The organism is Nonomuraea sp. NPDC005730 (genome assembly GCF_040630865.1).
Lineage (GTDB): Bacteria > Actinomycetota > Actinomycetes > Streptosporangiales > Streptosporangiaceae > Nonomuraea.
This window is the reverse complement of record NZ_JBEXYK010000001.1, coordinates 489,074-511,703: the sequence shown is the minus strand read 5'-3', so window position 1 is coordinate 511,703 and position 22,630 is coordinate 489,074. Positions and strand designations below refer to the sequence as shown.

Here is a 22,630-nt window from a genome sequence, read left to right as displayed (position 1 = left end):
CGTGTGGTCGCCGGGATCGAAACCCCCGCTTCTCCTCCCCTACCCATCTATCGGGAGTGACACGACAGCCGTCAGCAGGAACTGTCCGTCGCCGGTGGGACGGGCCGTCATGCGCCCGCCCACGGCGGCCATCCGCTCACCCATGCCGGTCAGCCCGCTGCCCAGGTCGTCGGCCTGCCTGCGGGCCACGCCGTCGTTGCGCACCGCCAGTTCCGCCTCCTGGTCGGTGAATCGCAGCGTGATGTCGCAGAAGGTCGCGTCGCTGTGCTTCAGCACGTTCGTGACCGCCTCACGCACCGCGTAGGCGAACACCGGCGCGACGCCCTGGGGCAGCTCGCGGTGCGGCAGGCGCACCTCGCAGCGGACGCCGGCCGCTTCGAGCACTCCCTTCACGCTATTCAGCTCAGCGGTCAAGTCAAGTTCGCGGTAGCCGCGCACGGCCTGGCGCAGCTCACGCAGGGCCTTGCGGGTCAGCGTGTTCACCTCCGCCATCTCGTCCCTGGCGGCCTTGCCGTCGGCGTCGGCCAGGCGTACGGCCAGCTCGGTCTTGACGGCGATGGCGGAGAGCTGGTGGCCGACGAGGTCGTGCAGGTCCCTGGCGAAGCGCAGCCGCTCCTCGGCCAGCGCCAGCCGGGTGTGTGCCTCGCGGCCCTCGTGGGCCTGCACGGCCAGCGACCAGATCCAGGCCCACATCCTGTTCGTGCAGGGCAGCGCCGCGGCCCACACGACGTCGAGGGCGGCGATGACGAGCAGCGAGACGAGGAAGGAGTCACCGCTCAGCGCCAGCAGGCCCGTCCCGCTCAGCACGGACAGCCCGCCGAGCCCGACGCACGCCGCGCACGTCGCCGCGCCCAGCGCCAGCGCCCTGCGCGCGGGCAGCCCGATCACCACCACGGACAGCCAGACCATGGGCACGAACCCCCAGCCCATCGGGTCGGCCCCGCCGAGCACCGCCGCCAGGAACGCCAGAGCGCCGGTCCACACGACCTCCCTCGTGGGATACCGGCGCTCCATGACCGCGGCGACGACGCGTACGTAGAGCCAGGTGAAGCCGAGCGCCGCGATCGTCGCGAACACGAGGCGCGGTGGGCCTGCCGCCCCCGAGCCGAGGCTGAACACCGTCGACGCGATCAGGAAGATCCACATGATCACGAGCGTCGAGTTCAGCATCCGGCGGGTCAGCCGCCGCGCCCGCGTGATCGCGTCCATCTAGCCCGCGCGCAGCACGTCGCCGAGCTTCAGCCGGGCGCCCGTGCGCAGCACCGCCCGCTCGTAGACCTTGGCGCCGAACGACAACACCGCCAGCACCGCCACGGCCATCGCCGCCATGGACGCCGCCACCTGCCACATCGGCACGTCGGCCGCCGCCATGCGGACCGGCATGATCATCGACGAGAACGGCGGGATGTAGGACATCACCGTGGCCAGCGTGCCCGTGGGATCGTTGGTGGCGTAGAAGGCCACGAAGTACGTGGCCATGATGAGCATGGTCAGCGGCGACATCACGCTGCTCACCTCCTCCTGGCGGGAGACCAGCGAGGCGAACGCGGCCGCGAGCGTGGCGAAGAACGCGTACCCGAGCACGAACCAGACCAGGACGGCGACCACCAGCCCCGGCAGACCCGGCGGGAAGTCGGAGGCGAACCCCGACACCGACGTGGCGACCAGGCCGACGGCGAGGATGGTGAGCAGGTTGATCAGCCCGAGCACGCCCAGTCCGACGATCTTGCCGCCGAGCAGCTGCCACGGGCGCACCGCCGCGAGCAGGATCTCCACGATCCTGCTGCCCTTCTCCTCCACCACGCCCATGGCCACCATCATGACCTGGCCCATGAGCAGCATGAACAGGACGAGCACCAGCACCACGGCGATACCGGTCTTCGCCGCCTGGTAGCGGGTGTCCACGCCCACGGAGACCACCTGCAGCGGCGGGATCGTCACCCCGGCCGCGCCGAGCCGCATCTCCCGGTTGGTGCTCTGCATGAGCACGCCGAGCTTGCTGTCGATCTCGCCGTCGGTGAGCACCTTGTCGCCGTGGACCAGCACCGCGTCCACGTCACCGGCCAGCACGGCCTTCTTGGCCGCGGCCTCGTCGGGGAACGAGCGCCACTCGAACTCGGCGTCCGGCGCGGCGGCCTTCAGCGGGAGCTGCTGGGAGTTGACCGTGCCCAGCGTGTACGAGTCGTTCCCGCCCATGATCTTGGGCGCGAAGGAGACGGCCGCCACCAGCAGCGCGGTCACCAGCAGGCCGACGAGGAACGTCTTCGTACGCACCTGTGTGACGATCTCGCGGCGGGCGACCAGCATCAGTCCGTTCACGCCACGGCCTCCTTGAAGATCTCGGTGAGGGTCGGCTGCTCGACCCCGAAGTGCTCGACGCGGCCGGCCTTCATGGCGCGGCGCAGGATCTCCTGGTCGTCGCCCTCGGTCGTCCGCAGGGTGTGCAGGTCGCCGTGGACGGTCACCGTGCCCGGCAGGCCATCGGCCCAGCCCGGGGCGGGGTCGCGGACCTCCACGCGCAACGTGTCGCCCTCGGCGGCGCGCAGCTCGGCCACCGTGCCCGTCGCGACCATCCGGCCGCCGGAGACGATGCCCACCGAGTCGCACAGCCGCTCCACCAGGTCGAGCTGGTGGCTGGAGAAGATCACCGGTACGCCGCTCCTGCAACGTTCCTGGAGCGCCCCGGCCAGGGCGTCCACGGCGAGAGGGTCGAGCCCCGAGAACGGCTCGTCCAGGACCAGCGCCTCGGGGTCGTGCACCAGCGCCACGGCCAGCTGCACGCGCTGCTGGTTGCCCAGCGACAACGTCTGCACCGCGTCGCCCCTGCGCTCGGTCAGCCCCAGCCGCTCGATGAGCTCGTCGGCGGCCTTCTTCGCCGCCGCGGGGGCGAGCCCGTGCAGCCGGCCGAAGTACTCGATCTGCTCGGCGACCCGCATCTTCTGGTACAGCCCGCGTTCCTCGGGCATGTAACCGAACCGCGTGCGGTCGTCGTAGCCCAGCGCCCGGTCCCGCCAGCGCACCGCGCCGGAGTCGGCCTGGAGCACGCCCATGACGATGCGCATCGTCGTCGTCTTGCCCGCACCGTTCGCGCCCACGAAGCCGTACATCTCGCCCGGACGTACCGTGAAGCTGATCCCGTCCAGGGCGACCTTGCCGCCGGGGTTGTCGGGACCGCCCGCGAAGCGCTTGCGCAGCTCGCTGATCTCGAGCATCAGGTCCTCTCTCTCGTCATGGGTAGATTGTGGCTTTGGCGGCGTTCGCCCTGGTAGTCGTGGAAATCATGGACGTGACATGGAAAGCGCGTCCCGTTCGGATGACATTTGTCATTACGCTGGGTTCATGACGCGTGCCGACAAGGACAAGCCCGTCGTCCTCTCCCGCATTTACACCCGTACGGGCGACGACGGCACCACGAACCTGAGCGACATGAGCCGCGCGGCCAAGACCGACACCCGGCTGGCCGCCTACGCCGACGTCGAGGAGGCCAACGCCTGCCTGGGCCTGGCCCTGTCCCACGGCACCCTGTCCGCCGACCTCGTGGCGCTCCTCGTGCGCATCCAGAACGAGCTGTTCGACGTGGGGGCCGACCTGGCCACACCGGTGGTGGCGGAGCCGGAGTTCCCGCCGCTGCGGGTGGAGCAGTCCTACATCGACCGGCTGGAGGAGCAGTGCGACCGGCTCAACGCCGAGCTCCAGCCGCTGCGCAGCTTCATCCTGCCCGGCGGCGACCCGGCCACGGCCGCGCTGCACCTGGCCCGGGTGACCGTACGCAGGGCCGAGCGCACCACGTGGGCGGCGCTCGAGGCCCACGACGACGTCAACCCGCTGACCGCCAAATACCTCAACAGGCTGTCCGACCTGCTCTTCATCGTCTGCCGGGTCGCCCACGGCGGCAACGAGATCCTCTGGAAGCCCGGCGGCACCCGCTAGGCGACGTCGAGGTACGCGCTGGGCGGCGCCGACTCCAGCCAGGCGAGGAAGCCGGTGAGGGCGTCGGCGCTCATCGCCAGTGACAGCCCGTGCGTCGTGCCGCCGCAGTCGACGGCGTAGAGGCCGCCGTCGATCTCACGCCGGGCGGAAACGACGAGGCCGCGCCTCGCGATCGCGTGGCGCGGCCTCAGTCGGACGCCCATGAGCGGAATCCAGTGGAGCTCACCGTCGGCGTAGCGGGCCACCCCGCTCTGCCACCCTCGGCTGCCCACTTTCAGCCGACAGGGTACGCTGCCGCGCGAACGGGCGAGCGTCACCCCTCGCAGGACCACGAGGACGACCAGCAGCAACAACAAAACCGAAACCGTCGCCACCATGGCCGCCCCCCTGAATCCCGTTGTATGTATTAAACCTCTTCGCCCGCCGCGCGCAGCCGGGCCCTGGCCCGCTTGGCCTCGATCGCCGCGTCGGCGTCCTCCTGGTTGGCCTCGATCGAGGCCTGAGCCCGGTCGAGAGCGTCTCGGGCGGCCGCGACGTCGACCTCGGAACCGAGCTCGGCGACCTCGGCGAGCACCGACACCTCATCGTCGGCCACGGAGATGAACCCTCCGTGAACGGCCGCGACGAGCTCGGGCTCACCTTCCCGCTTGACGCGCAGCACGCCGCCCTCGACGAGGACGCCGAGCACGGGTGCGTGTTGCGGCATGATACCGATCTCGCCGTCAACGGTCTTGGCGATCACCATGTCGGCCTCGCCCGACCAGATCTCACGCTCGGGTGAGACAACCCCTACGCGTAGCTTCGCCACTTCAGCAGGTTCCTTTCCGATCAGGTAGCGGCACGGGCTCTCCCACCCGTGCCACTACCGTAGGGCGATCAGCGACGCTCGAGTTCCTTGGCCTTGGCCACGGCCTGGTCGATGCCGCCGACCATGAAGAACGCCTGCTCGGGCAGGTGGTCGTACTCGCCGGCGCACAGGCCCTTGAAGGAGGCGATCGTCTCGTCCAGCGGGACGTTCTCGCCCGGCTGGCCGGTGAACGCCTCGGCGGCGTACATCGGGTGCGACAGGAACCGCTCGATCCGGCGGGCCCGCTGCACGGTGACCTTGTCCTCTTCGGACAGCTCGTCGATACCGAGGATCGCGATGATGTCCTGGAGCTCGCGGTACTTCTGCAGGATCCGCTTGGTCTCCTGGGCCACCCGGTAGTGCTCCTCGCCCACGACCTGCGGGTCGAGGATCCGGGAGGTGGAGTCGAGCGGGTCCACCGCGGGGTAGATGCCCTTCTCCGAGATCGGCCGGGACAGAACGGTCTGCGCGTCGAGGTGCGCGAACGCGTTGTGCGGGGCCGGGTCGGTGATGTCGTCGGCGGGCACGTAGATCGCCTGCATGGAGGTGATCGAGTGACCGCGCGTCGAGGTGATGCGCTCCTGGAGCACACCCATCTCGTCGGCCAGCGTCGGCTGGTAACCCACCGCGGACGGCATGCGGCCGAGGAGGGTGGAGACCTCCGAGCCCGCCTGCGTGAAGCGGAAGATGTTGTCGATGAACAGCAGCACGTCCTGCTTCTGCACGTCGCGGAAGTACTCCGCCATCGTCAGCGCGGACAGGGCCACCCGCAGACGGGTGCCCGGCGGCTCGTCCATCTGGCCGAAGACGAGAGCGGTGTCCTTGAGGACGTCCGCCTCCTCCATCTCCAGCCAGAGGTCGTTGCCCTCACGGGTGCGCTCGCCGACGCCGGCGAACACCGAGGTGCCACCGAAGTTGCGGGCGACACGGCGGATCATCTCCTGGATGAGAACCGTCTTGCCCACACCGGCGCCACCGAACAGGCCGATCTTGCCACCCTGCACGTACGGGGTGAGCAGGTCGATGACCTTGATACCCGTGACCAGCATCTCGGTACGGGACTCGAGCTGGTCGAAGGGCGGGGACGGCCGGTGGATGCCCCACTTCTCGGTGATCTGGAGCGAAGCGGTCGGCACGTCGAGCGACTCGCCGAGCGTGTTCCACACGTGGCCCTTGACGATGTCGCCGACGGGCACCGAGATCGGGTGGCCCGAGTCGGTGACGGCCGTACCGCGGACCAGGCCGTCGGTGGGCTGCATGGAGATGGCGCGGACCACGTTGTCACCCAGGTGCTGGGCGACCTCCATGGTCAGGGTCTTGGTCTCGCCGCCGAGGGTCACCTCGACGTTGAGCGCGTTGTAGATGTCGGGCATCGCCTCGACGGGGAACTCCACGTCGACGACGGGCCCCTTGACGCTGGCCACACGACCGGCACCGGCCGACGTGGGCTCAACAGTCTCAACAGCCTCTGCAGTCATTTCACTCTTTCCCCGCTGCGGCGTCAGCCAGCGCGTTGGCGCCACCGACGATCTCGCTGATTTCCTGGGTGATCTCGGCCTGGCGAGCCTGGTTCATCTGCATGGTGAACACGCGGATCAGCTCGTTGGCGTTGTCCGTGGCGGACTTCATGGCGCGGCGGCGCGCGGCCTCCTCCGAAGCAGCCGACTGCAGCAGCGCCGTGAAGATGCGGGACTCCACATAGCGCGGCAGCAGCGATTCGAGCACGTCGCCCGCGGTGGGCTCGAACTCGAAGTACGGCGGGATCGTCTCGCCGGCCGTCGCCTCGGTCTCCTCGACCTCCAGCGGCAGCACGCGCTTGACCACGACGTTCTGGGTCAGCATCGAGACGAACTCGGTCGAGACGATGTGGATCTCGTCGATCCCCGCCTCTTCCTTGAAGGAGTCGATCAGCGTCTGCGCGATCTCCTTGGCGTCGGCGTAGGCCGGCTTCCTGGAGAAGCCGACCCACTGGCCGCCCATCGTACGGTTGCGGAAGGTGTGCCAGGTGACACCCTTCCGGCCGGTGACGAACGGCACCACCGTCAGGCCACGGCTCTCCAGCAGCCCGCGCAGGGCCTCGGCCTCGCGCAGGACGTTGGCGTTGAAGCCGCCACAGAACCCGCTGTCGCTGGTGACGATGAGGACGCCCGCCTTGGCGGGGTTCTCCTTCGCCACGGTCAACGGATGGTCGACGCTGGCCGCGTTGCTGACGACGCCGGTGACGGCGCGAGTGATCTCACGCTCGTACGGCAGCGCCGCCTGCATCCGCATCTGCGCCTTCACGATCCGCGAGGAGGCGATGAGCTCCTGGGCGCGCGTGATCTTGGCGGTCGACTTGACCGACTTGATCCGCCGCCGCAGCAGCCTTAGCTGGGCACCCATGAGCTACTTCTCCGTCGCCGGACGGACGACCTTCTTGATCTTCTCCTGGCCGACCTCGTCGGCCTCGAGCGGCGCCACCGGCTCGTCCTTGACCAGGAGCTCGCCCGAAGAGGTGGTGAAGCCCTTCTTGAACTCCGTGACGGCGTCCTTGAGGCTGGTCACCGCGTCGTCGGACAGCTCGTTGGTCTCGCGGATGCTGTCGAAGATGCCCTTGTGGCTGCTCTGCAGGTAGTCGAGGAACTCCTGCTCGAAGCGGCGGATGTCCTCGACCGGAACCTCGTCGAGCTCACCCGTCGTGCCCGCCCACACCGACACGACCTGACGCTCCACGGGGAACGGCGAGTACTGCGGCTGGATGAGCAGCTCGGTCAGGCGCTGACCGCGCTCCAGCTGGGCGCGGGAGGCCGCGTCCAGGTCGGAGGCGAAGGCCGCGAAGGCCTCCAGGTCGCGATACTGCGACAGCGACAGACGCAGCGTGCCGGCCACCTTGCGCATCGCCTTGATCTGCGCCGAGCCACCGACTCGGGAGACCGAGATACCGACGTTGATGGCGGGACGGATACCGGCGTTGAAGTAGTCGGTCTCCAGGAAGCACTGGCCGTCGGTGATGGAGATGACGTTGGTCGGGATGAACGCCGACACGTCGTTGCCCTTCGTCTCGATGATCGGAAGACCGGTCATCGAGCCGCCGCCCATGTCGTTGGAGAGCTTGGCGCAGCGCTCCAGCAGGCGGGAGTGGAGGTAGAAGACGTCACCGGGGAACGCCTCGCGGCCCGGCGGGCGGCGAAGCAGCAGCGAGACGGCGCGGTAGGCGTCGGCCTGCTTGGTGAGGTCGTCGAAGATGATGAGGACGTGCTTGCCCTGGTACATCCAGTGCTGGCCGATGGCCGAACCGGTGTAAGGGGAGATGTACTTGTAACCGGCCGGGTCGGAGGCCGGGGCGGCGACGATCGTGGTGTACTCCAGGGCGCCGGCCTCTTCGAGACGGGAGCGCACCTGGGCGATCGTCGAGCCCTTCTGGCCGACCGCGACGTAGACGCAGCGCACCTGCTTCTCGGGGTCGCCCGAGAGCCAGTTGTCGCGCTGGTTGATGATCGTGTCCACGGCGACGGCGGTCTTGCCCGTGCCACGGTCACCGATGATCAGCTGGCGCTGGCCGCGGCCGATCGGCGTCATGGCGTCGATCGCCTTGATGCCGGTCTGCAGCGGCTGCTTCACCGGCTGCCGCTGAACGACCGAGGGGGCCTGCAGTTCGAGGGCGCGCAGGCCCTCGGCCTCGATCGCGCCCTTGCCGTCGAGGGGGTTGCCGAGCGGGTCCACCACTCGGCCGAGGAAGTTGTCGCCGACGGGCACGGACAGGACCTCGCCCGTCCTGCGGACCGTCTGGCCCTCCTCGATGTTGCTGAAGTCGCCCAGGACCACGACGCCGATCTCTCGGGGGTCGAGGTTCAGGGCCAGGCCGCGCGTGCCGTCCTCGAACTCGAGCAGCTCGTTCGCCATCGCCGAGGGAAGGCCGGAGACATGGGCAATGCCGTCGCCGGCGTCGACGACGGTCCCGATCTCCTCGCGCGCGGCGCCTTCCGGTTCGTACGCCTGGACGAAGCGCTCAAGCGCGTCCCGGATCTCGTCCGGCCGGATCGTAAGCTCCGCCATCTCTACTCTGTCTCCCTATTCATTCGGCGCTCACTGCGCCTCAGCCGGCCAACCGGCGGCGGACTTCTTCAATTCGTCCCACGATCGTGGTGTCGATGATCTCGTCGCCGATGCGGACCGAGAACCCACCGAGCACTCGCTTGTCCACCTCGACGTTCAGGTGCACGTCGCGACCGTAGGAGGTGCGCAGCCAGTCGGCCAGTCGCTGCTTCTGCGCGTCGGACAGCTCGACCGCGCTGCGCACGACCGCCACCAGGCGCTGGCGCTGCTGGGCCACGAACTGGCCGAACCCCTCCAAGCCCGTCTCCAGGCTACGCCCTCGCGGGTGCACCGCCAGCTGCGTGATCAGGCGCTGGCTGGTGGGGGCGACCTTGCCACCGAGCAGGTCGCCCAGCAGCTGCCGCTTGCCCTCCGCGGGCGCGGCCGCGTCGGCGAGCGCACGTCGGAGGTCGGGGTTTGCGGCGACGATGCGGCCGAAGCGGAAGAGCTCGTCCTCCACGTCGTCGAGCCTGGACTGGCCCTCCGCCTCGGCGGCGGCGGCGACGACGCCGAGCCGTTCGAGCGAGTCGGCCAGGTCACCCGCGCGCGACCAGCGGACCGAGACCGCGGCCTCGGTCGTGGCGATGGCCGCCTCGGAGACCTTGCCGCCGAGCAGGGTGCGGATGGTGCCCGCCTTCTGCTCGGCGGGCCTGGCCGGGTCGGACAACGCGCGGCGCAGGCCGTGCTCGCGGTCGAGCAGATCCGCGACGGCGAACAGCTCGTCGGAGAGCGCGCCAAGGTCGGCGCTGCCCGCGACCGCGTTGAAGCGCTCCTCGACCTCTGCCAACGAGGTCCTGCTCAGACCTCTCATTAGCGCACCGCCTGCGCGTTGCTGCTCTCGAGCTCGTCGAGGAACCTGTCCACGATCCGGCTCTGGCGGACCTCGTCCTCGAGGGACTCGCCGACGATGCGGCCGGCCAGCTCGGTGGACAGACGGCCGATCTCCGTGCGGAGCTGCGCGAACGCGGCGGCGCGGTCGGCCTCGATCTGGGCGTGCGCGGCCTCGACGAGACGACGGGCCTCGGCCTGCGCCTCCTCGCGGAGCTCCGCCTTGATCTGTGCGGCCTGCTCGCGAGCCTCTTCGCGGAGCCGGCCGGCCTCGCGGCGGGCCTCCTCGAGCTGCTGCGCGTACTGCCGCTGCAGGTTCTGCGCCTCGGCCTGGGCCTCCTCGGCCCTCTTGATGCCACCCTCGATCGCGTCGGTCCGCTCGGCCAGCGTCTTCTGGATACGCGGTACGAGAATCTTGCCGACGACGAGGAGAACGACGAGGAACGAGAAGATACCGACGACGAGCTCGAACGTGTGCGGAAGGAGCGGGTTCGCACCTTCCTCCTGCGCGAGGAGCGTAGCTGCCTTAATCATGGGTGCAGCCTTTCGTCAGAATTCTTCCGGTCTACTTGATGCCCTGGAAGATGAAGGGCGCGACCAGACCGATCAGGGCGAGGGCCTCGGTGAGGACGAAGCCGAGGAGCATGTTCTGGCGGATCAGGCCGTACGCTTCGGGCTGACGCGCGATGGCCTGCACGCCCTGACCGAAGATGATGCCGACGCCGATGCCGGGGCCGATGGCGGCGAGACCGTAACCGATGGCGGTGACGTTGCCGGAGACCTCAGCGAGAACGCTCATTGCTATTTCCTTTACTGGACGGCCGGTGAAGGGAGTCCCACCGGTCATGGATATTCCGGTATGTGGTTCTCAGTGATCCGGGTGCAGCGCGCCGCCGATGTACATCGCCGCCAGCATCGCGAACAGGAACGCCTGCAGGAACTGGATGAACATCTCGAACCCGGTAAGGAGGATCGTCATGAGCACGCCCACCACGCCGACGGGAGCACCCAAGGGCGTCAGCTTCTCGAACAGGAACCAGAAGCCGACCATGCTGAAGAACGCGAGCAGCATGTGACCGGCGAACATGTTCGCGAACAGTCGGACCGCGTGCGTGAACGGTGCGATGATCATGTTCGAGAGGAACTCGATCGGCGCCAGGAGGAAGTAGATGGGCTTGGGCAGGCCGGGCGGGAACATCATGTTCTTGAAGTAGCCGATGCCGCCCTGGTGCTTGACGCCCAGGTAGACCTTGATCGCGTAGATCGAGAGCGCGAGCACGGCCGGGAACGCGATGTGCGAGGCGACCGGGAACTGCGCGAGCGGGATCACACCGAGGATGTTCCAGAACAGGACCAGGAAGAAGAGCGTGACCAGCAGGCCCATCCACCGATCGGCGTCCTTGCCGAGGAACGGCCGGGCGATCTGGTCACGGACGAACATGTAGCCGTACTCGACGACGTTCTGGGTGCCCCTCGGCACGAGCTTCGGCTTGGCGAAGGCCACCCAGCACACGGCGATCACCGCGAGCGCGCTGAGGATCGCCAGCAGCACCGGCTTGGTGAACCAGCTCACCCCAGGGATGATCGGCGTGAACGAATTGAACAGCTCATCGGGCGATGGCGCCCGGAAGTTGTCTTCGGGGGCGAGGACCGTCAGCGCAATCACGCGGCGTTCCCTTCAACGTCGTAGTGGATCACAAGGGTTTCCTCAGCGAGGCGATCGCTGCGTCGGGTTAGCGACCGAACTTCCGGTAGACCGCATAGCCGCCGAGCACGACCCCAAGGACCACGCCTATGGGGAAGAACGCGGACATGTCGAGCCACCGGTCCAGCAACCACCCGAGACCGCCATAGACCGCCATCCCGGCGAGCAGATAGCTGGGGACTGACCACATGGCATCGGAGAAGTCGCGACCGTCGTGTTCCGGTCGGCGTTCCTGTGCGCTCATCGCGGCCCCGACGATAGCAGGCGAGTAGAGGACTAGTCATATCGGACCCCATCCCTTTACCTGCCTCATGAGTCACCCTTTCCGGGGACCGAGGCTTCGGGGTCGACGTAGAGCATCTTGGTCTTCATGAACGCGCGGACCTCGAATCCGGTCCAGACGAGCGTGCACACGACCACGGACCACGCGAAGGCCTGGGTGTTCCAGACGGTGGTCTCACGGAAGGCGGAGAGCACCACCATGATGGCGATGACCTTGACGAGGTAGCTGACCATGGCCGCGATCGCCATCATCTGCGGGGAGACGCGGGCGGCATAGGAGACCGCTACCACGCTGATGCTGAAGAAAACCCCGACGAGCAAGGTGCCGAGGGCCGCGCCGAGCGCTCCCTTGCCGCCCGCCAGGAGGAACGCCACGATGACCGCGACCACCCCGACCGCGAAGGTCGGAACAGCGGCGCTCTTGAGTACGCGCACGTCGTTGGCCTGCATCGGTGCTCCATCAGCATGTTGTCAAGCGAGCGTTTGCTACCTCCAGAACATGTGCGTCCGGAGGTCCCTGCTCGTGAAAGATATCACAAGCTCACGGAAGACCGCTTTTACCTGCCGTTTCTAGTTCCCGATCACGGACGGCTCGGAAATGCAGGAATGACCGGTTTGCCCTCGGCACTCGCGCGTTCCTGCGCCGAAGGGCCGCCCTGCGGCGGCATCTGCCGCCTGACCTGGGTGTCCGGGCCGATCGGCGGCATCGGGCCGGTGGGCGGGCCGTCGTCGTCGGGCTGCTTGTCGCGCGTGGCGGCGTGCGCGCCGCCCCTCCCCCGCCACCGCGGCGCCGCCATCAGCACGAGCACCGCCAGCGCCAGCACGATGACCACGACGAACAGCAGCACCGGCACGCCCTCGCGCGACATCGCCACCATGCCGAAGGCGAACAGGAACGCCCACGCGTACATGATCAGCACCGAACGGCGGTGCGAGTGGCCGATGTCCAGCAGCCGGTGGTGCAGGTGACCGCGGTCGGGCGCGAACGGCGACATGCCGTGGGACGTGCGCCGGACCACGGCGGTGATCAGGTCGATCAGCGGCAGGACCAGCACCGCCGCCGGCAGCATCAGCGGCAGCAGCACTGGGACCTTGTTCATGTCCTCGATGGCGGCCGGGTCGAGCGGTGTCACCGTGACGATCGAGGAGGCGAGCACCAGCCCGATCAGCATCGCCCCGGTGTCGCCCATGAAGATCTTGGCTGGATGGAAGTTGTGCGGCAGGAAGCCCAGGCACGTGCCGATGAGCACGGCCGCGATGGCCGCCGTGGTGGTGATGTTCCCCACGCTCATGCTCTGGGCCAGCAGGATCGAGTACGCCCACGTGGCCATGGCGGCGATGCACACGATGCCGGCCGCGAGCCCGTCGAGCCCGTCGACGAAGTTCACGGCGTTGATGGTGACGACCACGACCATGATGGTGATGATCGTGCTCAGCGTGTAGTCGAGGCTGGTGGAGCCGCCCCAGTCCTTCGGCAGCGGGATGTAGAGCAGCCGCAGGTCGAAGTAGACCAGCACGCCCGCCGCCGCGATCTGCCCGCCGAGCTTGATGAAGGCGTCCATGCCCCACCAGTCGTCGAGGAAGCCGGTGAGCGTGATCAGGCCGCCCGCGACGATCAACGCGGTGACCGCCCTGCCGTCGGACTCCGACAGCGCCTCGCCGGTGTGTTTCAGCTGGCTGGCGACCAGCAGGCCGACCACCAGGCCGCCGTACATGGCCAGGCCGCCGAGCCTCGGCGTCGGCGTGGTGTGCACGTCGCGCTCACGGACCTCGGGCATGGCGCCGATGCGGATGGCGAAGCGCCGCACCAGCGGCACCAGCAGATACGTCACCGCTGCCGAGATGAGCGCCATGAACAGGTATTCGCGCACGGACCTAGTTTCCCGGATGCTCCGGCCAGCTGTGACCGGAAACCGACACAGACCAGCTTAATATTCGCTGAGATATGGCTGATGGATGGCGAGAAGCGCCGCCACTCTTTCCCTGACCTCGGGCGCGACGGCCGGGTCGCGCACGGCCGTCGACAGCAGACTCCCCACCTCTTTCATCTCCCGCGGGCCCATGCCCTGCGTGGTCACGCACGCCGTGCCCACCCGTATCCCGGAGGTGACGGCCGCCGGCTCCGGATCGTACGGGATGACGTTGCGGTTGAGCGTGATGCCGGCGGCCGCGCAGCGCCGTTCGGCCTCGGCGCCCGAGACGCCCAGCTCACGCAGGTCGATCAGGGCCAGGTGGGTGTCCGTGCCGCCCGTGACCGGACGCATGCCCTCCCCGTCCAGCGCGTCGGCGAGCGTGCGGGCGTTGGCGACGACGCGCCCCGCGTACTCGGCGAACTCCGGCCGCAGCGCCTCCCCGAACGCCACCGCCTTGGCCGCCACCGCGTGCATCAGCGGCCCGCCCTGCACGAACGGGAACACCGCCCGGTCGATCTTGGCGGCCAGCTCCTCCGTGCACAGGATCGCGCCGCCGCGCGGCCCGCGCAGCACCTTGTGCGTGGTCAGCGTCACGACGTCCGCGTACGGCACCGCCGAGGGGATCACCCCGCCCGCCATCAGCCCGATCGGGTGCGCCACGTCGGCCAGCAACCATGCGCCCACCTCGTCGGCGATGCCGCGGAAGACCGAGAAGTCGATCAGCCTCGGGTACGCCGTCGCGCCGCACACGATGACCTTGGGCCGGTGTCGCAGCGCCAGGTCCCGCACCTCGTCGTGGTCGATGAGTTCGGTGTCGCGCCGCACGCCGTAGGAGGCGACGTCGAACCATCGTCCCGAGAAGTTCATCTTCGAGCCGTGCGTGAGGTGGCCGCCGTGCGGGAGCGCCATGGCGAGCATGGTGTCGCCGGGCTGGAGCAGGGCGGCGTAGGCGGCCAGGTTGGCGCTGGCGCCGGAATGCGGCTGGACGTTGACGTGCTCGGCCCCGAACAGCCTGCGCGCCCGCTCCACCGCCAGGCGTTCGGCCCGGTCGACGACCTCGCAGCCACCGTAGTAGCGCCTGCCGGGGTAGCCCTCGGCGTACTTGTTGGTGAGGGTGGAACCCAGGGCGGCCATGACCGCGGGGGAGGTGAAGTTCTCGCCGGCGATCAGCTGGATGCCGGCGCGTTCCCGTTCGAGCTCGTCGAGCAGCACCTGCGCCAGCTCCGGATCCTGCCGCCGCAACCGCCCGAAGTCGGGCCCGTAGTACGGCTCCCCACCCATTTCTCCACTGTACGACCGCATGTCCGATTTGCCCAGATAGCTGTCCCGCAAGGGTGGTCGCTTGCGAGGGTGGTCGCTTGCGAGGGCAGGAGGTCCGTGACGGTCAGGGGGCCATGAGAGCGGTCGCCTGCGAAGGCCAGACCGCGACCGCGCAGCTCAGGGGAAGGCGTGGGGTGCGCCGGTCTGGCTGGGGATCCATCTCGGGGTGTCGTCGGCCTCGTCACTGATCGCGGTGAGCACGGCGTGACGGTAGAGGGCCAGCTTGGACCGCCATTCCCGGATGTCCTGCACATAACGATCGCCGACCGGCGCGTCCCAGGTCTGCGGGCTCTTGGCCAGCGAGTACGCCTTGTCGAGGGCCGTGCTGAGCTTCTCCAGCATGGGCAGGACGGTGTTCCAGGCGGTGACGAGACGTTCGTAGTCGGGGTTGAACTCGTAGGCCAGCGGCTGGTTGTCCAGTGGGCCCGCGGCGGTGACGGGCGGCATCTCGTCCCTGCTCCTGGGCTTGGGGGCGGGCGGGTCGACGTACATCACACGCTCCTTCCCGGCGTCCCGGGATCGACCTCACCCGATGGACCGTCCGGCCTGATGTCCCTGGGCGCCCAGTCACCCTTGCCGTACTCACCGGGCGGAACCTCCACGGAGGGCATGTCGAGCGGCTGAACGTCCCGAACGTTGTCGATCAGAGTCCTGATCGCCTCCGGTCCGGCCGTGGACACATCCACAGCCACAACTCCGTCCCCCTCACTCACCCACCCTCCACCGGCGCTCCCGCCTTCCGAACCCTGTCCCCCACCATCGCCATGACTCCCGACACCATGCCCCCCGGTGCTGTAGACGGCCGCGCCGTGCCCCCCGGCATCGCCACTACCAGCCGATACGTCTCCTCCACCAGATACGGCGGCCCCTCCCCCAGGCGCCGTAGGCGGAATCCGCACCCCACCAGAACCGTCACCACGCCCAGCCCCACCCCCGTCTGCACCGACCCGACCATCGCCCGCGACACCACCATCAGCGCGACCGGCGTCCCCAGCCCCACCATCAGCGCGACCGGCGTCCGCCGCACCGCCGTCAGCGCGACCCGCATCGCCCCCGCCACCACCGGTCCCTACATCGGCACGCCCGCCCTCGCCGTACCCGCCACCGACGTCACGACCACCGTTCACCGCGCCGCCATCAGCGCGACCCGCATCGCCCCCGCCACCACCGGTCCCTACGCCGGCACGCCCACCATCCGCGCCCCCATCAGCACGCCCGTCGCCGCTGCCACTGCCGGCATCACGGCTGCCGTCGGCGGTGCCCGTGTCTGTGCGGTTGCCGTTCGTGGCCTTGTCGTCGGCGCAGGCAGTGCCGTCAGTGCGGCCGGTGTCCGTAACGCCGCCGTCGGAGCGGCCGTTGTCGCTGATCGCGCCACCGCCGGAGCCGTCGGCTCGGCCTGTGCCGGTGTCCGTGTGGCCATTTGCGCCGTCGGCTCGGCCGGTGTCGCCGATGGGCTGGGTGCCGGTGCCTGTGGTGGCGTCGGGGCGGGTTCCGGTGGAGGAGGCGCCGTCGGTGTGGGTGCCGTGGGCGTTGCCCGCGTCCCCTGGGGTGCCCTGGTGGACGCCTGTGTCCCCGGTGGTGTTGCGGTAGGTGTCCCCGGTGGTGCCGGAGTGGGTGGCCACGTCACCTTGGGTGCCATTGTGGGAGGTCGTGTCGCCTGCGGTGCCGAAGTGGGCGCCCGTGCCCTCTGACCTGCCGTAGGGGTGGCCGGTGGCGGTGCCATGGTGGTGGCCGGTGGTGCCTGAGGTGGTCGTCGAGGGGTCGGTGCCGCCCTCTCCTGTCGGCACCGACAGCCCTTCGCCTCCGCCCGTCGCCGTCGCGGCGCCATCGGCGCGCACGGTCGGCATGTCGGCGGGCTGCACGTTGTCGACGTTCTTGAGCAGGGACTCCAGTTGTTCGGCCGTGGGCGGGTCGATGGGGACCTGGAGGACCTTCACGCCGTCGACCACCACGACCTGCGGCTTGTGCGGGTCATCCGGCTGGTCGTTCGCGGGGACGTTCGCCGTGCCGGTGTCGGCCTCCGCTCCCCGGTCGCGCCTGCTGTCCTGGTCGGGCGCCTTGGGGTCGTCGGCGGCCGGGGTGTCGCCGGTCCGGCCGTCGCTGCGTCCGTCCGTGCGGTCACCGGTCCGATCGTCGGTCCTGGTGTCGTTTCCGCTGGTCCCGGTGTCCTTGTCGGCACCGTCGCACGCCTTGCCGTCCCCGTCGGCCTTGGCACCGTCGCCGGTCTTGCTGTCCGGGTCCTTCGGCGTCGCCGGGTCCGTCGGCTTGGGGTCGTGGTCCCTCGACGCAGGCGGCTCCGTCGGCTTGGGATCGTGGTCTTTCGGTGCGGGTGGGTCCGTGGGCTTGGTGTCGGGGGTTTTCGGGGGTGGGTCGGTGGGTTTCGGGTCGTGGTCCTTCGGGCTGGAGGGGTGGGTGGGTTTCGGGTCGGCGGGCTGTTCGGGGGTGGCGGGGTTCGTGTGCTTGGGCGGGTCGTCGGCGCGGGGGTTGCCGTACTTGTCGCCGCGGGTGCCCCGCGACTCCTTGGGCTCGTCGGCCGTGCCGCCGCCACCCGTCTTCGACGTGTCGCCCAGCTTCCCGTCGGCGCGCTTCTCCAGTACGGCCAGCCGGGCGTTGACGTCCTTGACCATGTGATCGGCGGAGTCGGCCACCTGCACCGGACGGTGGGTGCTCCGCGCGGACAGCCCGGCACGGCTGAGCACCGCCCTGACCTGGTCCTCGGCCGTGCGCAGCGTCGAGGACGCGTGCTTGACCTCGGTCAGCAGGTCACGGACCAGCTGCGGATCCATGCCGTCGAACTTGCCCATGGGCCACTCCCGGACGTGTCGCCGTTCCGGGACTCACGGTAATCGCGGCCGTGGCATCGCCGCAGCCGGGATAAGAAGACGGTATACGTCAGTCGTCGGTGGCGACGTAGCCGATGATGCCGCGCAGCTTCTCGACGGGGATCGCGCCGCGGCGCAACATCCGGGGCACCGCCGTGGTGAGGTCGAGGATGGTCGAGGGCGTGTTGTCGGTGGTCTTGCCGCCGTCGAGGTAGACCGCGACCGAGTCGCCGAGCTGCTCCTCGGCCTCCTCCGCCGTCGTCGCCGCGGGGGCGCCGGAGCGGTTGGCGCTGGAGACGGCCATCGGGCCGGTCTCCTTGAGCAGGTCGAGGGCGACCGGGTGGAGCGGCATGCGGACGGCGACCGTGCCCTTGGTGTCGCCCAGGTCCCAGGAAAGTGCCCTGTTGGCCCTGCAGACCAGCGTGAGCGGCCCGGGCCAGAAGGCGTCGATGAGATCCTGCCCATAAGGCCCGAGGTCGTCCACGAGCGCTGTGGCGGCTCTGACGGTGCCCACGAGCACGGGCGGCGGCATGTCGCGGCCGCGCCCCTTGGCGTCGAGCAGCGCGGTGACGGCCGGCGGCATGAACGCGTCGGCGCCGATGCCGTAGACGGTGTCGGTCGGCAGCACGACCAGCTCGCCGCGGCGCACGGCGGTGGCGGCCTCGATCAGGCCCTCGGCGCGCTGGTCGAGGTCGGAGCAGTCAAAGCGTCTTCCCACGGCGTGCATCCTAGTCCTGGCCGAGTCTGGCCGTGACGAAGCGGTCCCTTCGGGTGAGGTCCTGGCGCAGGCGGACGTCGCGCCAGCCGTTGTCCTCGGGGAAGGTCAGATAGACGGCCCTGCCCTGCTCGTCGGCGTGTTCGACGGCCACCCAGCCGCCGGGTCGCAGCAGGCGGCGGGCGGTGCGTTCGACCGCGCGCACCTCGCCGAGGCCGTCGTCGCCGGAGCCGTACAGGGCCCTGGAGGGGTCGTAGTCGCGGACCTCGGGGTCGCGCGGGATGGCGCCGGGCGGGATGTACGGCGGGTTGGAGATCACCAGGTCGACCTTGCCGTTGAGCTCGGGAAGGGCTTCGGCGAGGTCTTCCGGGTGCAGGTGCGTACGCCCCTGGCCCAGCTCGGAGATGTTGCGCTTGGCCCAGGTGTAGGCCGCGGGGTCGACCTCGACGGCGTGCACCTCGGCGAGCGCGACCTCCTGGGCGATCGACAGCGCGATGGCCCCCGAGCCGGTGCCGAGGTCGACGACGAGCGGCGCCGTCACGTCCATGGCGCGCAGGGTCTCGATCGCCCACCCGGCCATGACCTCGGTCTCCGGCCGCGGCACGAACACGCCGGGGCCGACCGCGAGTTCCAGGTAGCGGAAGTAGGCGTGGCCGGTGATGTGCTGCAGCGGCTCACGCGCCTCGCGCCGGGCGATGCCCTCCCAGAACAGCGCGTCGAAGTCGGAGTCCTTGACCGTGTGGAGCTCGCTCCTGCGCACGCCGTGGACGAACGCCGCGATCTCCTCCGCGTCGGTGCGCGGCGAAGGCACACCTGCCTCGGCGAGCCGGGCGGTGGCGAGAGCGATCTCGTCCAGCAGAAATGTCATGAGTGTTGTGCGAGCTTCTCCGCCATCTCGGCGTCGATGAGTGCCTGGGTGACGGCGTTGAGCTCGCCGTCGAGAACCTGGTCGAGGTTATACGCCTTGAAGCCTACGCGGTGGTCGGAAATCCGGTTCTCGGGAAAGTTGTACGTGCGGATGCGCTCGGAACGGTCGACCGTCCGCACCTGCGACTTGCGCTCGGCCTGCGCCGCGGCGTCGGCCTGCTCCTGGGCCACGGCCAGCAGACGGGCACGCAGGATGCGCATCGCCGACTCCTTGTTCTGGAGCTGGCTCTTCTCGTTCTGGCAGGAGACGACCACGCCCGTGGGCAGGTGGGTGATGCGCACCGCCGAGTCGGTCGTGTTGACGCTCTGGCCACCGGGACCGCTGGAGCGGTAGACGTCGATGCGCAGGTCGTTGGGGTCGATCTGGACGTCGACCTCCTCCGCCTCCGGGTAGATCAGCACGCCGGCGGCGCTGGTGTGGATGCGGCCCTGGGACTCGGTGACGGGCACCCGCTGCACGCGGTGGACGCCGCCCTCGAACTTGAGCCTGGACCACACGCCCTCGTCGCCCTTGGCCTTGATGCCGACCGTGACGTCTTTGTAGCCGCCGAGGTCGGAGGGCTGGGTGTCGATGATCTCGGTCTTCCAGCCGAGGCGCTCGGCGTAGCGCAGGTACATCCGCAGCAGGTCGCCGGCGAACAGCGCGGACTCCTCGCCGCCCTCGCCCGCCTTGATCTCCATGATGATGTCCTTGTCATCGTTGGGATCGCGCGGGATGAGCAGGTGCTTGAGCTTCTCCTCAAGCTGCGGGATGCGCTCCTCGATCTCGGCCGCCTCGGCCGCGAACGCCTCGTCCTCGCCGGCCAGTTCCTTGGCCGCCGTCAGGTCCTCGCGGGCGGAGTCGAGCTCCCGGTAGGTGGTGACGACCGGGGTGAGCTGGCTGTAGCGCCGGCCGAGTGTGCGGGCCTTGTTCTGGTCGGCGTGCACGGCGGGGTCGGCAAGCTGCAGCTCCAGCTCGGAATACTCCTTGAGCAACTCGTCGAGGTTCACCGTGGGTCCTTCAGTGGGTTGAATGCCGTTTCACCAACAACGCCGACCCGGCGCACGTGGTGCGGCCGGGTCGGCGTCGGTGAAGCTACTTGCCCGTGGCCTTCTTGCCGAAGCGCTTCTCGAAGCGAGCCACCCGGCCGCCGGTGTCGAGGATCTTCTGCTTGCCCGTGTAGAACGGGTGGCAGGCCGAGCACACGTCGGCGTGGATGACGCCGTTCTTCGCGGTGCTGCGGGTCGTGAACGTGTTACCGCAGGAGCAGGAGACCTGCGTCACGTGGTAATCGGGGTGGATGTCGGGCTTCATGGCTGTCCTTTCGGGCTGCGGCCGCCGGGTCGCCTTCACGCATGGCGTGAACCGGAACCGCAAAATGGTCAGCTACCAGTGTGCCAGATCGTGCAACCTGCCCAGGCCATGGGGCATTCCCGCGATCTTCATGACGCGGCCACACGCGCCACACTAGGCTCCTTCGCACAAACCATCACTTTTCCCACAAATGGGACTTAGCCAAAGGATCACCCAACTGATGAAGAGAAGGGTGCGGCTGCTTCTCGCGGCCGCCACGGGGGCCGCCGTTCTCCTCGGAGGCGCCGGTCTCTCGGCCACCGGCGCGTCGGCCTCGGCCTACGCGCTGGCGGACGACTTCGCGGGGGACGCGTCGGCGAGCGCGTACGTCCCGCTGGAGAAGGACGTCGACGCCACCGTCACGCTCAAGCTCAAGAACCCGGGCACCGTCACCAGCGTGACCGGCTCCATCGAGCCGCCCGGCAAGTCGGCCAGGACGGTGTCGTTCGACTTCACGCCGAGCACCTCCACCACCACCCCGACCCCCACCCCGTCGCCGGCGACCGAGAAGACGGTCACCGGCAAGTGGACGATCACCAAGGACGACCCGGCGGGCGACTGGAAGCTCACCGTCAACGTCGCCCGCTCCGGCGGCGGGAACAGCCCGAGCACCTTCACCGTCAAGGTCTCCGGCAAGCAGGGCATCTCCGGCGCGAACGTCACTCCCGACCCCGTCCAGCTCGTCAAGGGCAGGGACACCAAGGTCACGGTCGAGGCGTCGGTGAAGGACGCGGGCACGGTCTCGGCCAAGCTCATCAGCGACACCACCAGCGAGTACTACGACCTCGGCGAGCTGGCCAAGGAGTCGGACAGCTACTACCGCGGCGTCACGTACTTCACCGACGACACCACTGAGGGCGACTGGACCCTTGAGGTGTACGCCACCCGCGGCGGCCAGACGCTCAAGGGCGAGGCGTCGTTCTCGGTCGTCGCCCCGACCGGCGGCGCGTCCAAGAAGGCCAAGACCAGGGTGACGATCTCGGCCCCGAACAAGGTCACCAAGGGCCGCGCGTTCAAGGTCTACGGCAAGGTCTACCGCGGCACGAAGGCGTACAAGAACAAGATCGTCGAGGTGTACTTCAAGACCAAGGGCACCAAGTCGTACAAGTTCATGGGGTACGCCAAGGCCACCTCGACCGGCAAGTACAGCAAGACGTTCAAGGGCAAGAAGGACGGCTACTTCCAGGTCAAGGTGCCCGGCACGAGCAAGACGCGCACCTCCCTGTCACCGCAGGAGTTCGTGGACGTGAGGTAGCGGGTACGGCCCGCATCCCCAACCCCGGGTGCAGGCCGTATCAGCGACCCAGATACGTCAGGACGGCGAGAACCCGCCGATGGTCCTCGGGCGCCGGCCCGAGGGCCAGCTTGGCGAAGATGCCGGACACGTGTTTCTCCACCGCCCCTTCGGTGACGACCAGCCGGGCGGCGATCGCGGTGTTGGAGCGGCCCTCGGCCATCAGGGCCAGGACCTCGCGCTCCCGGGGGGAGAGCAGGTCGAGCGGCGCGCCCCTGCGCCTGCGGCTGAGCAGTTGCACGACGACCTCCGGGTCGATCACCGTGCCGCCCGCCGCCACCTCGCGCACCGCCTCCATGAACTCGGCCACGTCGGCCACCCGCTCCTTCAACAGGTAGCCGACGGCCTTGCCGATCAGCTCGCCCGCGTAGCGCTCCTCGACGTACTGGGACAGGACCAGGATCGGGAAGTCGGGCCTGGCCTCGCGGACCCTCAGCGCCGCCTTCAGCCCCTCGTCGGTGTGGGTGGGCGGCATACGCACGTCAACGATCGCCAGGTCGGGCTCGTGTTCGTGGACGGCGGCCACCAGCGCGGGCCCGTCGGAGACCGCCGCGACGGTCTCGAAGCCGCCGTCGGCGAGCAACCGCGCCAGCCCCTCGCGCAACAGTACGGAATCCTCGGCGATGACCACGCGCATGTG

At 69.1% G+C, this 22,630-nt stretch carries 25 protein-coding genes; 2 read left to right on the top strand and 23 right to left on the bottom strand.

Annotated elements, in window-relative coordinates; all coding sequences use genetic code 11:
• Positions 1-39: 39 nt before the first annotated feature.
• The 3 genes from ABZ444_RS02365 to ABZ444_RS02355 are packed head-to-tail and all read right to left on the bottom strand — an operon-like array spanning position 40 to position 3,212.
• A complete protein-coding gene (locus ABZ444_RS02365; protein ID WP_357991484.1) occupies positions 40-1,209 on the bottom strand; it encodes a histidine kinase in 1,170 nt (389 codons plus the stop codon).
• On the bottom strand, positions 1,210-2,319 hold the full coding sequence (locus tag ABZ444_RS02360; RefSeq protein ID WP_357991481.1) for an ABC transporter permease: 1,110 nt from the start codon (positions 2,317-2,319) through the stop codon (positions 1,210-1,212). It lies immediately after the preceding gene.
• Positions 2,316-3,212, bottom strand: coding sequence for an ATP-binding cassette domain-containing protein (locus tag ABZ444_RS02355; protein ID WP_357991478.1), 897 nt, complete (start codon positions 3,210-3,212; stop codon positions 2,316-2,318). The genes ABZ444_RS02360 and ABZ444_RS02355 overlap by 4 nt, the downstream gene beginning before the upstream one ends.
• 127 nt (positions 3,213-3,339) lie before the next feature.
• Here ABZ444_RS02355 and ABZ444_RS02350 point away from each other — a divergent pair, with 127 nt between their 5' ends.
• The gene (locus ABZ444_RS02350) at positions 3,340-3,930 is read left to right on the top strand and encodes a cob(I)yrinic acid a,c-diamide adenosyltransferase (protein WP_357991476.1); all 591 of its coding nucleotides are present in this window, start codon (positions 3,340-3,342) and stop codon (positions 3,928-3,930) included.
• Here ABZ444_RS02350 and ABZ444_RS02345 read toward each other — a convergent pair.
• The 19 genes from ABZ444_RS02345 to rpmE form a co-directional block, all read right to left on the bottom strand.
• Positions 3,927-4,307 (bottom strand): DUF2550 family protein, encoded by a 381-nt coding sequence (locus tag ABZ444_RS02345; RefSeq protein WP_357991474.1) that lies wholly within the window; start codon positions 4,305-4,307, stop codon positions 3,927-3,929. The genes ABZ444_RS02350 and ABZ444_RS02345 overlap by 4 nt on opposite strands.
• A gap of 29 nt (positions 4,308-4,336) precedes the next feature.
• Positions 4,337-4,738, bottom strand: coding sequence for a F0F1 ATP synthase subunit epsilon (locus ABZ444_RS02340; protein WP_080042501.1), 402 nt, complete (start codon positions 4,736-4,738; stop codon positions 4,337-4,339).
• Between the two features lie 68 nt (positions 4,739-4,806).
• On the bottom strand, positions 4,807-6,255 hold the full coding sequence (gene atpD / locus ABZ444_RS02335; protein ID WP_357991471.1) for a F0F1 ATP synthase subunit beta: 1,449 nt from the start codon (positions 6,253-6,255) through the stop codon (positions 4,807-4,809).
• A gap of 1 nt (position 6,256) precedes the next feature.
• Entirely contained in the window at positions 6,257-7,159 is a 903-nt protein-coding gene (locus tag ABZ444_RS02330) for a F0F1 ATP synthase subunit gamma (protein ID WP_357991469.1), read from the bottom strand.
• Positions 7,160-7,162: 3 nt separating this feature from the next.
• Positions 7,163-8,812: a F0F1 ATP synthase subunit alpha gene (gene atpA, locus ABZ444_RS02325; RefSeq protein WP_357991466.1), complete on the bottom strand. Its 1,650-nt coding sequence runs from the start codon at positions 8,810-8,812 to the stop codon at positions 7,163-7,165.
• A gap of 40 nt (positions 8,813-8,852) precedes the next feature.
• A complete protein-coding gene (locus ABZ444_RS02320; RefSeq protein WP_357991463.1) occupies positions 8,853-9,662 on the bottom strand; it encodes a F0F1 ATP synthase subunit delta in 810 nt (269 codons plus the stop codon).
• Entirely contained in the window at positions 9,662-10,213 is a 552-nt protein-coding gene (locus ABZ444_RS02315; protein ID WP_352320415.1) for a F0F1 ATP synthase subunit B, read from the bottom strand. The genes ABZ444_RS02320 and ABZ444_RS02315 overlap by 1 nt, the downstream gene beginning before the upstream one ends.
• A gap of 31 nt (positions 10,214-10,244) precedes the next feature.
• Positions 10,245-10,478: an ATP synthase F0 subunit C gene (atpE, locus tag ABZ444_RS02310; protein WP_036327412.1), complete on the bottom strand. Its 234-nt coding sequence runs from the start codon at positions 10,476-10,478 to the stop codon at positions 10,245-10,247.
• Positions 10,479-10,547: 69 nt separating this feature from the next.
• Positions 10,548-11,345 carry a F0F1 ATP synthase subunit A gene (gene atpB / locus ABZ444_RS02305; protein WP_357991461.1) on the bottom strand — a complete coding sequence of 266 codons (798 nt, stop codon included), beginning with the start codon at positions 11,343-11,345 and terminating at the stop codon, positions 10,548-10,550.
• Between the two features lie 67 nt (positions 11,346-11,412).
• Positions 11,413-11,628 carry an AtpZ/AtpI family protein gene (locus ABZ444_RS02300; protein ID WP_229824207.1) on the bottom strand — a complete coding sequence of 72 codons (216 nt, stop codon included), beginning with the start codon at positions 11,626-11,628 and terminating at the stop codon, positions 11,413-11,415.
• 65 nt (positions 11,629-11,693) lie between these two features.
• Complete coding sequence (locus ABZ444_RS02295) at positions 11,694-12,116, bottom strand: hypothetical protein (protein ID WP_357991458.1); 423 nt, start codon at positions 12,114-12,116, stop codon at positions 11,694-11,696.
• Between the two features lie 131 nt (positions 12,117-12,247).
• Positions 12,248-13,537, bottom strand: coding sequence for an MraY family glycosyltransferase (locus ABZ444_RS02290; protein WP_357991455.1), 1,290 nt, complete (start codon positions 13,535-13,537; stop codon positions 12,248-12,250).
• 57 nt (positions 13,538-13,594) lie between these two features.
• Complete coding sequence (gene glyA / locus ABZ444_RS02285) at positions 13,595-14,860, bottom strand: serine hydroxymethyltransferase (protein ID WP_357991452.1); 1,266 nt, start codon at positions 14,858-14,860, stop codon at positions 13,595-13,597.
• Positions 14,861-15,016: 156 nt separating this feature from the next.
• Positions 15,017-15,391: a hypothetical protein gene (locus tag ABZ444_RS02280; protein ID WP_357991450.1), complete on the bottom strand. Its 375-nt coding sequence runs from the start codon at positions 15,389-15,391 to the stop codon at positions 15,017-15,019.
• Positions 15,391-17,703 (bottom strand): hypothetical protein, encoded by a 2,313-nt coding sequence (locus tag ABZ444_RS02275; RefSeq protein ID WP_357991447.1) that lies wholly within the window; start codon positions 17,701-17,703, stop codon positions 15,391-15,393. Before ABZ444_RS02275 ends, ABZ444_RS02280 begins: the two co-directional genes overlap by 1 nt.
• 88 nt (positions 17,704-17,791) lie before the next feature.
• Positions 17,792-18,448 carry an L-threonylcarbamoyladenylate synthase gene (locus ABZ444_RS02270; RefSeq protein WP_357971048.1) on the bottom strand — a complete coding sequence of 219 codons (657 nt, stop codon included), beginning with the start codon at positions 18,446-18,448 and terminating at the stop codon, positions 17,792-17,794.
• 1 nt (position 18,449) lies between these two features.
• Complete coding sequence (prmC, locus tag ABZ444_RS02265) at positions 18,450-19,304, bottom strand: peptide chain release factor N(5)-glutamine methyltransferase (protein WP_352320399.1); 855 nt, start codon at positions 19,302-19,304, stop codon at positions 18,450-18,452.
• Positions 19,301-20,353 carry a peptide chain release factor 1 gene (prfA, locus tag ABZ444_RS02260; protein ID WP_357991445.1) on the bottom strand — a complete coding sequence of 351 codons (1,053 nt, stop codon included), beginning with the start codon at positions 20,351-20,353 and terminating at the stop codon, positions 19,301-19,303. The genes prmC and prfA overlap by 4 nt, the downstream gene beginning before the upstream one ends.
• A gap of 85 nt (positions 20,354-20,438) precedes the next feature.
• Positions 20,439-20,657, bottom strand: a complete 219-nt coding sequence (gene rpmE, locus ABZ444_RS02255; protein ID WP_352320396.1) for a 50S ribosomal protein L31 — start codon at positions 20,655-20,657, stop codon at positions 20,439-20,441.
• Between the two features lie 220 nt (positions 20,658-20,877).
• On the opposite strand from rpmE, the gene ABZ444_RS02250 reads away from it, so the two are divergent.
• Positions 20,878-21,951 carry a hypothetical protein gene (locus ABZ444_RS02250; protein WP_357991443.1) on the top strand — a complete coding sequence of 358 codons (1,074 nt, stop codon included), beginning with the start codon at positions 20,878-20,880 and terminating at the stop codon, positions 21,949-21,951.
• 40 nt (positions 21,952-21,991) lie between these two features.
• Here the strand turns inward: ABZ444_RS02250 and ABZ444_RS02245 are convergent, their stop codons facing one another.
• The gene (locus ABZ444_RS02245) at positions 21,992-22,627 is read right to left on the bottom strand and encodes a response regulator transcription factor (RefSeq protein WP_357991440.1); all 636 of its coding nucleotides are present in this window, start codon (positions 22,625-22,627) and stop codon (positions 21,992-21,994) included.
• Positions 22,628-22,630 lie beyond the last annotated feature (3 nt).

What these genes read in the sequence shown, in the direction of transcription:
- ABZ444_RS02270 (WP_357971048.1), bottom strand. Translation starts at nt 18,448, where the DNA reads ATGCACGCCGTGGGAAGACGCTTTGACTGCTCCGACCTCGACCAGCGC.
- ABZ444_RS02345 (WP_357991474.1), bottom strand. Translation starts at nt 4,307, where the DNA reads ATGGTGGCGACGGTTTCGGTTTTGTTGTTGCTGCTGGTCGTCCTCGTG.
- ABZ444_RS02350 (WP_357991476.1), top strand. Translation starts at nt 3,340, where the DNA reads ATGACGCGTGCCGACAAGGACAAGCCCGTCGTCCTCTCCCGCATTTAC.
- glyA (WP_357991452.1), bottom strand. Translation starts at nt 14,860, where the DNA reads ATGGGTGGGGAGCCGTACTACGGGCCCGACTTCGGGCGGTTGCGGCGG.
- ABZ444_RS02280 (WP_357991450.1), bottom strand. Translation starts at nt 15,391, where the DNA reads ATGTACGTCGACCCGCCCGCCCCCAAGCCCAGGAGCAGGGACGAGATG.
- atpE (WP_036327412.1), bottom strand. Translation starts at nt 10,478, where the DNA reads ATGAGCGTTCTCGCTGAGGTCTCCGGCAACGTCACCGCCATCGGTTAC.
- ABZ444_RS02295 (WP_357991458.1), bottom strand. Translation starts at nt 12,116, where the DNA reads ATGCAGGCCAACGACGTGCGCGTACTCAAGAGCGCCGCTGTTCCGACC.
- ABZ444_RS02300 (WP_229824207.1), bottom strand. Translation starts at nt 11,628, where the DNA reads ATGAGCGCACAGGAACGCCGACCGGAACACGACGGTCGCGACTTCTCC.
- ABZ444_RS02250 (WP_357991443.1), top strand. Translation starts at nt 20,878, where the DNA reads ATGAAGAGAAGGGTGCGGCTGCTTCTCGCGGCCGCCACGGGGGCCGCC.
- ABZ444_RS02365 (WP_357991484.1), bottom strand. Translation starts at nt 1,209, where the DNA reads ATGGACGCGATCACGCGGGCGCGGCGGCTGACCCGCCGGATGCTGAAC.
- ABZ444_RS02245 (WP_357991440.1), bottom strand. Translation starts at nt 22,627, where the DNA reads ATGCGCGTGGTCATCGCCGAGGATTCCGTACTGTTGCGCGAGGGGCTG.
- ABZ444_RS02275 (WP_357991447.1), bottom strand. Translation starts at nt 17,703, where the DNA reads ATGGGCAAGTTCGACGGCATGGATCCGCAGCTGGTCCGTGACCTGCTG.
- atpD (WP_357991471.1), bottom strand. Translation starts at nt 6,255, where the DNA reads ATGACTGCAGAGGCTGTTGAGACTGTTGAGCCCACGTCGGCCGGTGCC.
- prmC (WP_352320399.1), bottom strand. Translation starts at nt 19,304, where the DNA reads ATGACATTTCTGCTGGACGAGATCGCTCTCGCCACCGCCCGGCTCGCC.
- ABZ444_RS02320 (WP_357991463.1), bottom strand. Translation starts at nt 9,662, where the DNA reads ATGAGAGGTCTGAGCAGGACCTCGTTGGCAGAGGTCGAGGAGCGCTTC.
- ABZ444_RS02315 (WP_352320415.1), bottom strand. Translation starts at nt 10,213, where the DNA reads ATGATTAAGGCAGCTACGCTCCTCGCGCAGGAGGAAGGTGCGAACCCG.
- ABZ444_RS02355 (WP_357991478.1), bottom strand. Translation starts at nt 3,212, where the DNA reads ATGCTCGAGATCAGCGAGCTGCGCAAGCGCTTCGCGGGCGGTCCCGAC.
- rpmE (WP_352320396.1), bottom strand. Translation starts at nt 20,657, where the DNA reads ATGAAGCCCGACATCCACCCCGATTACCACGTGACGCAGGTCTCCTGC.
- ABZ444_RS02330 (WP_357991469.1), bottom strand. Translation starts at nt 7,159, where the DNA reads ATGGGTGCCCAGCTAAGGCTGCTGCGGCGGCGGATCAAGTCGGTCAAG.
- atpA (WP_357991466.1), bottom strand. Translation starts at nt 8,812, where the DNA reads ATGGCGGAGCTTACGATCCGGCCGGACGAGATCCGGGACGCGCTTGAG.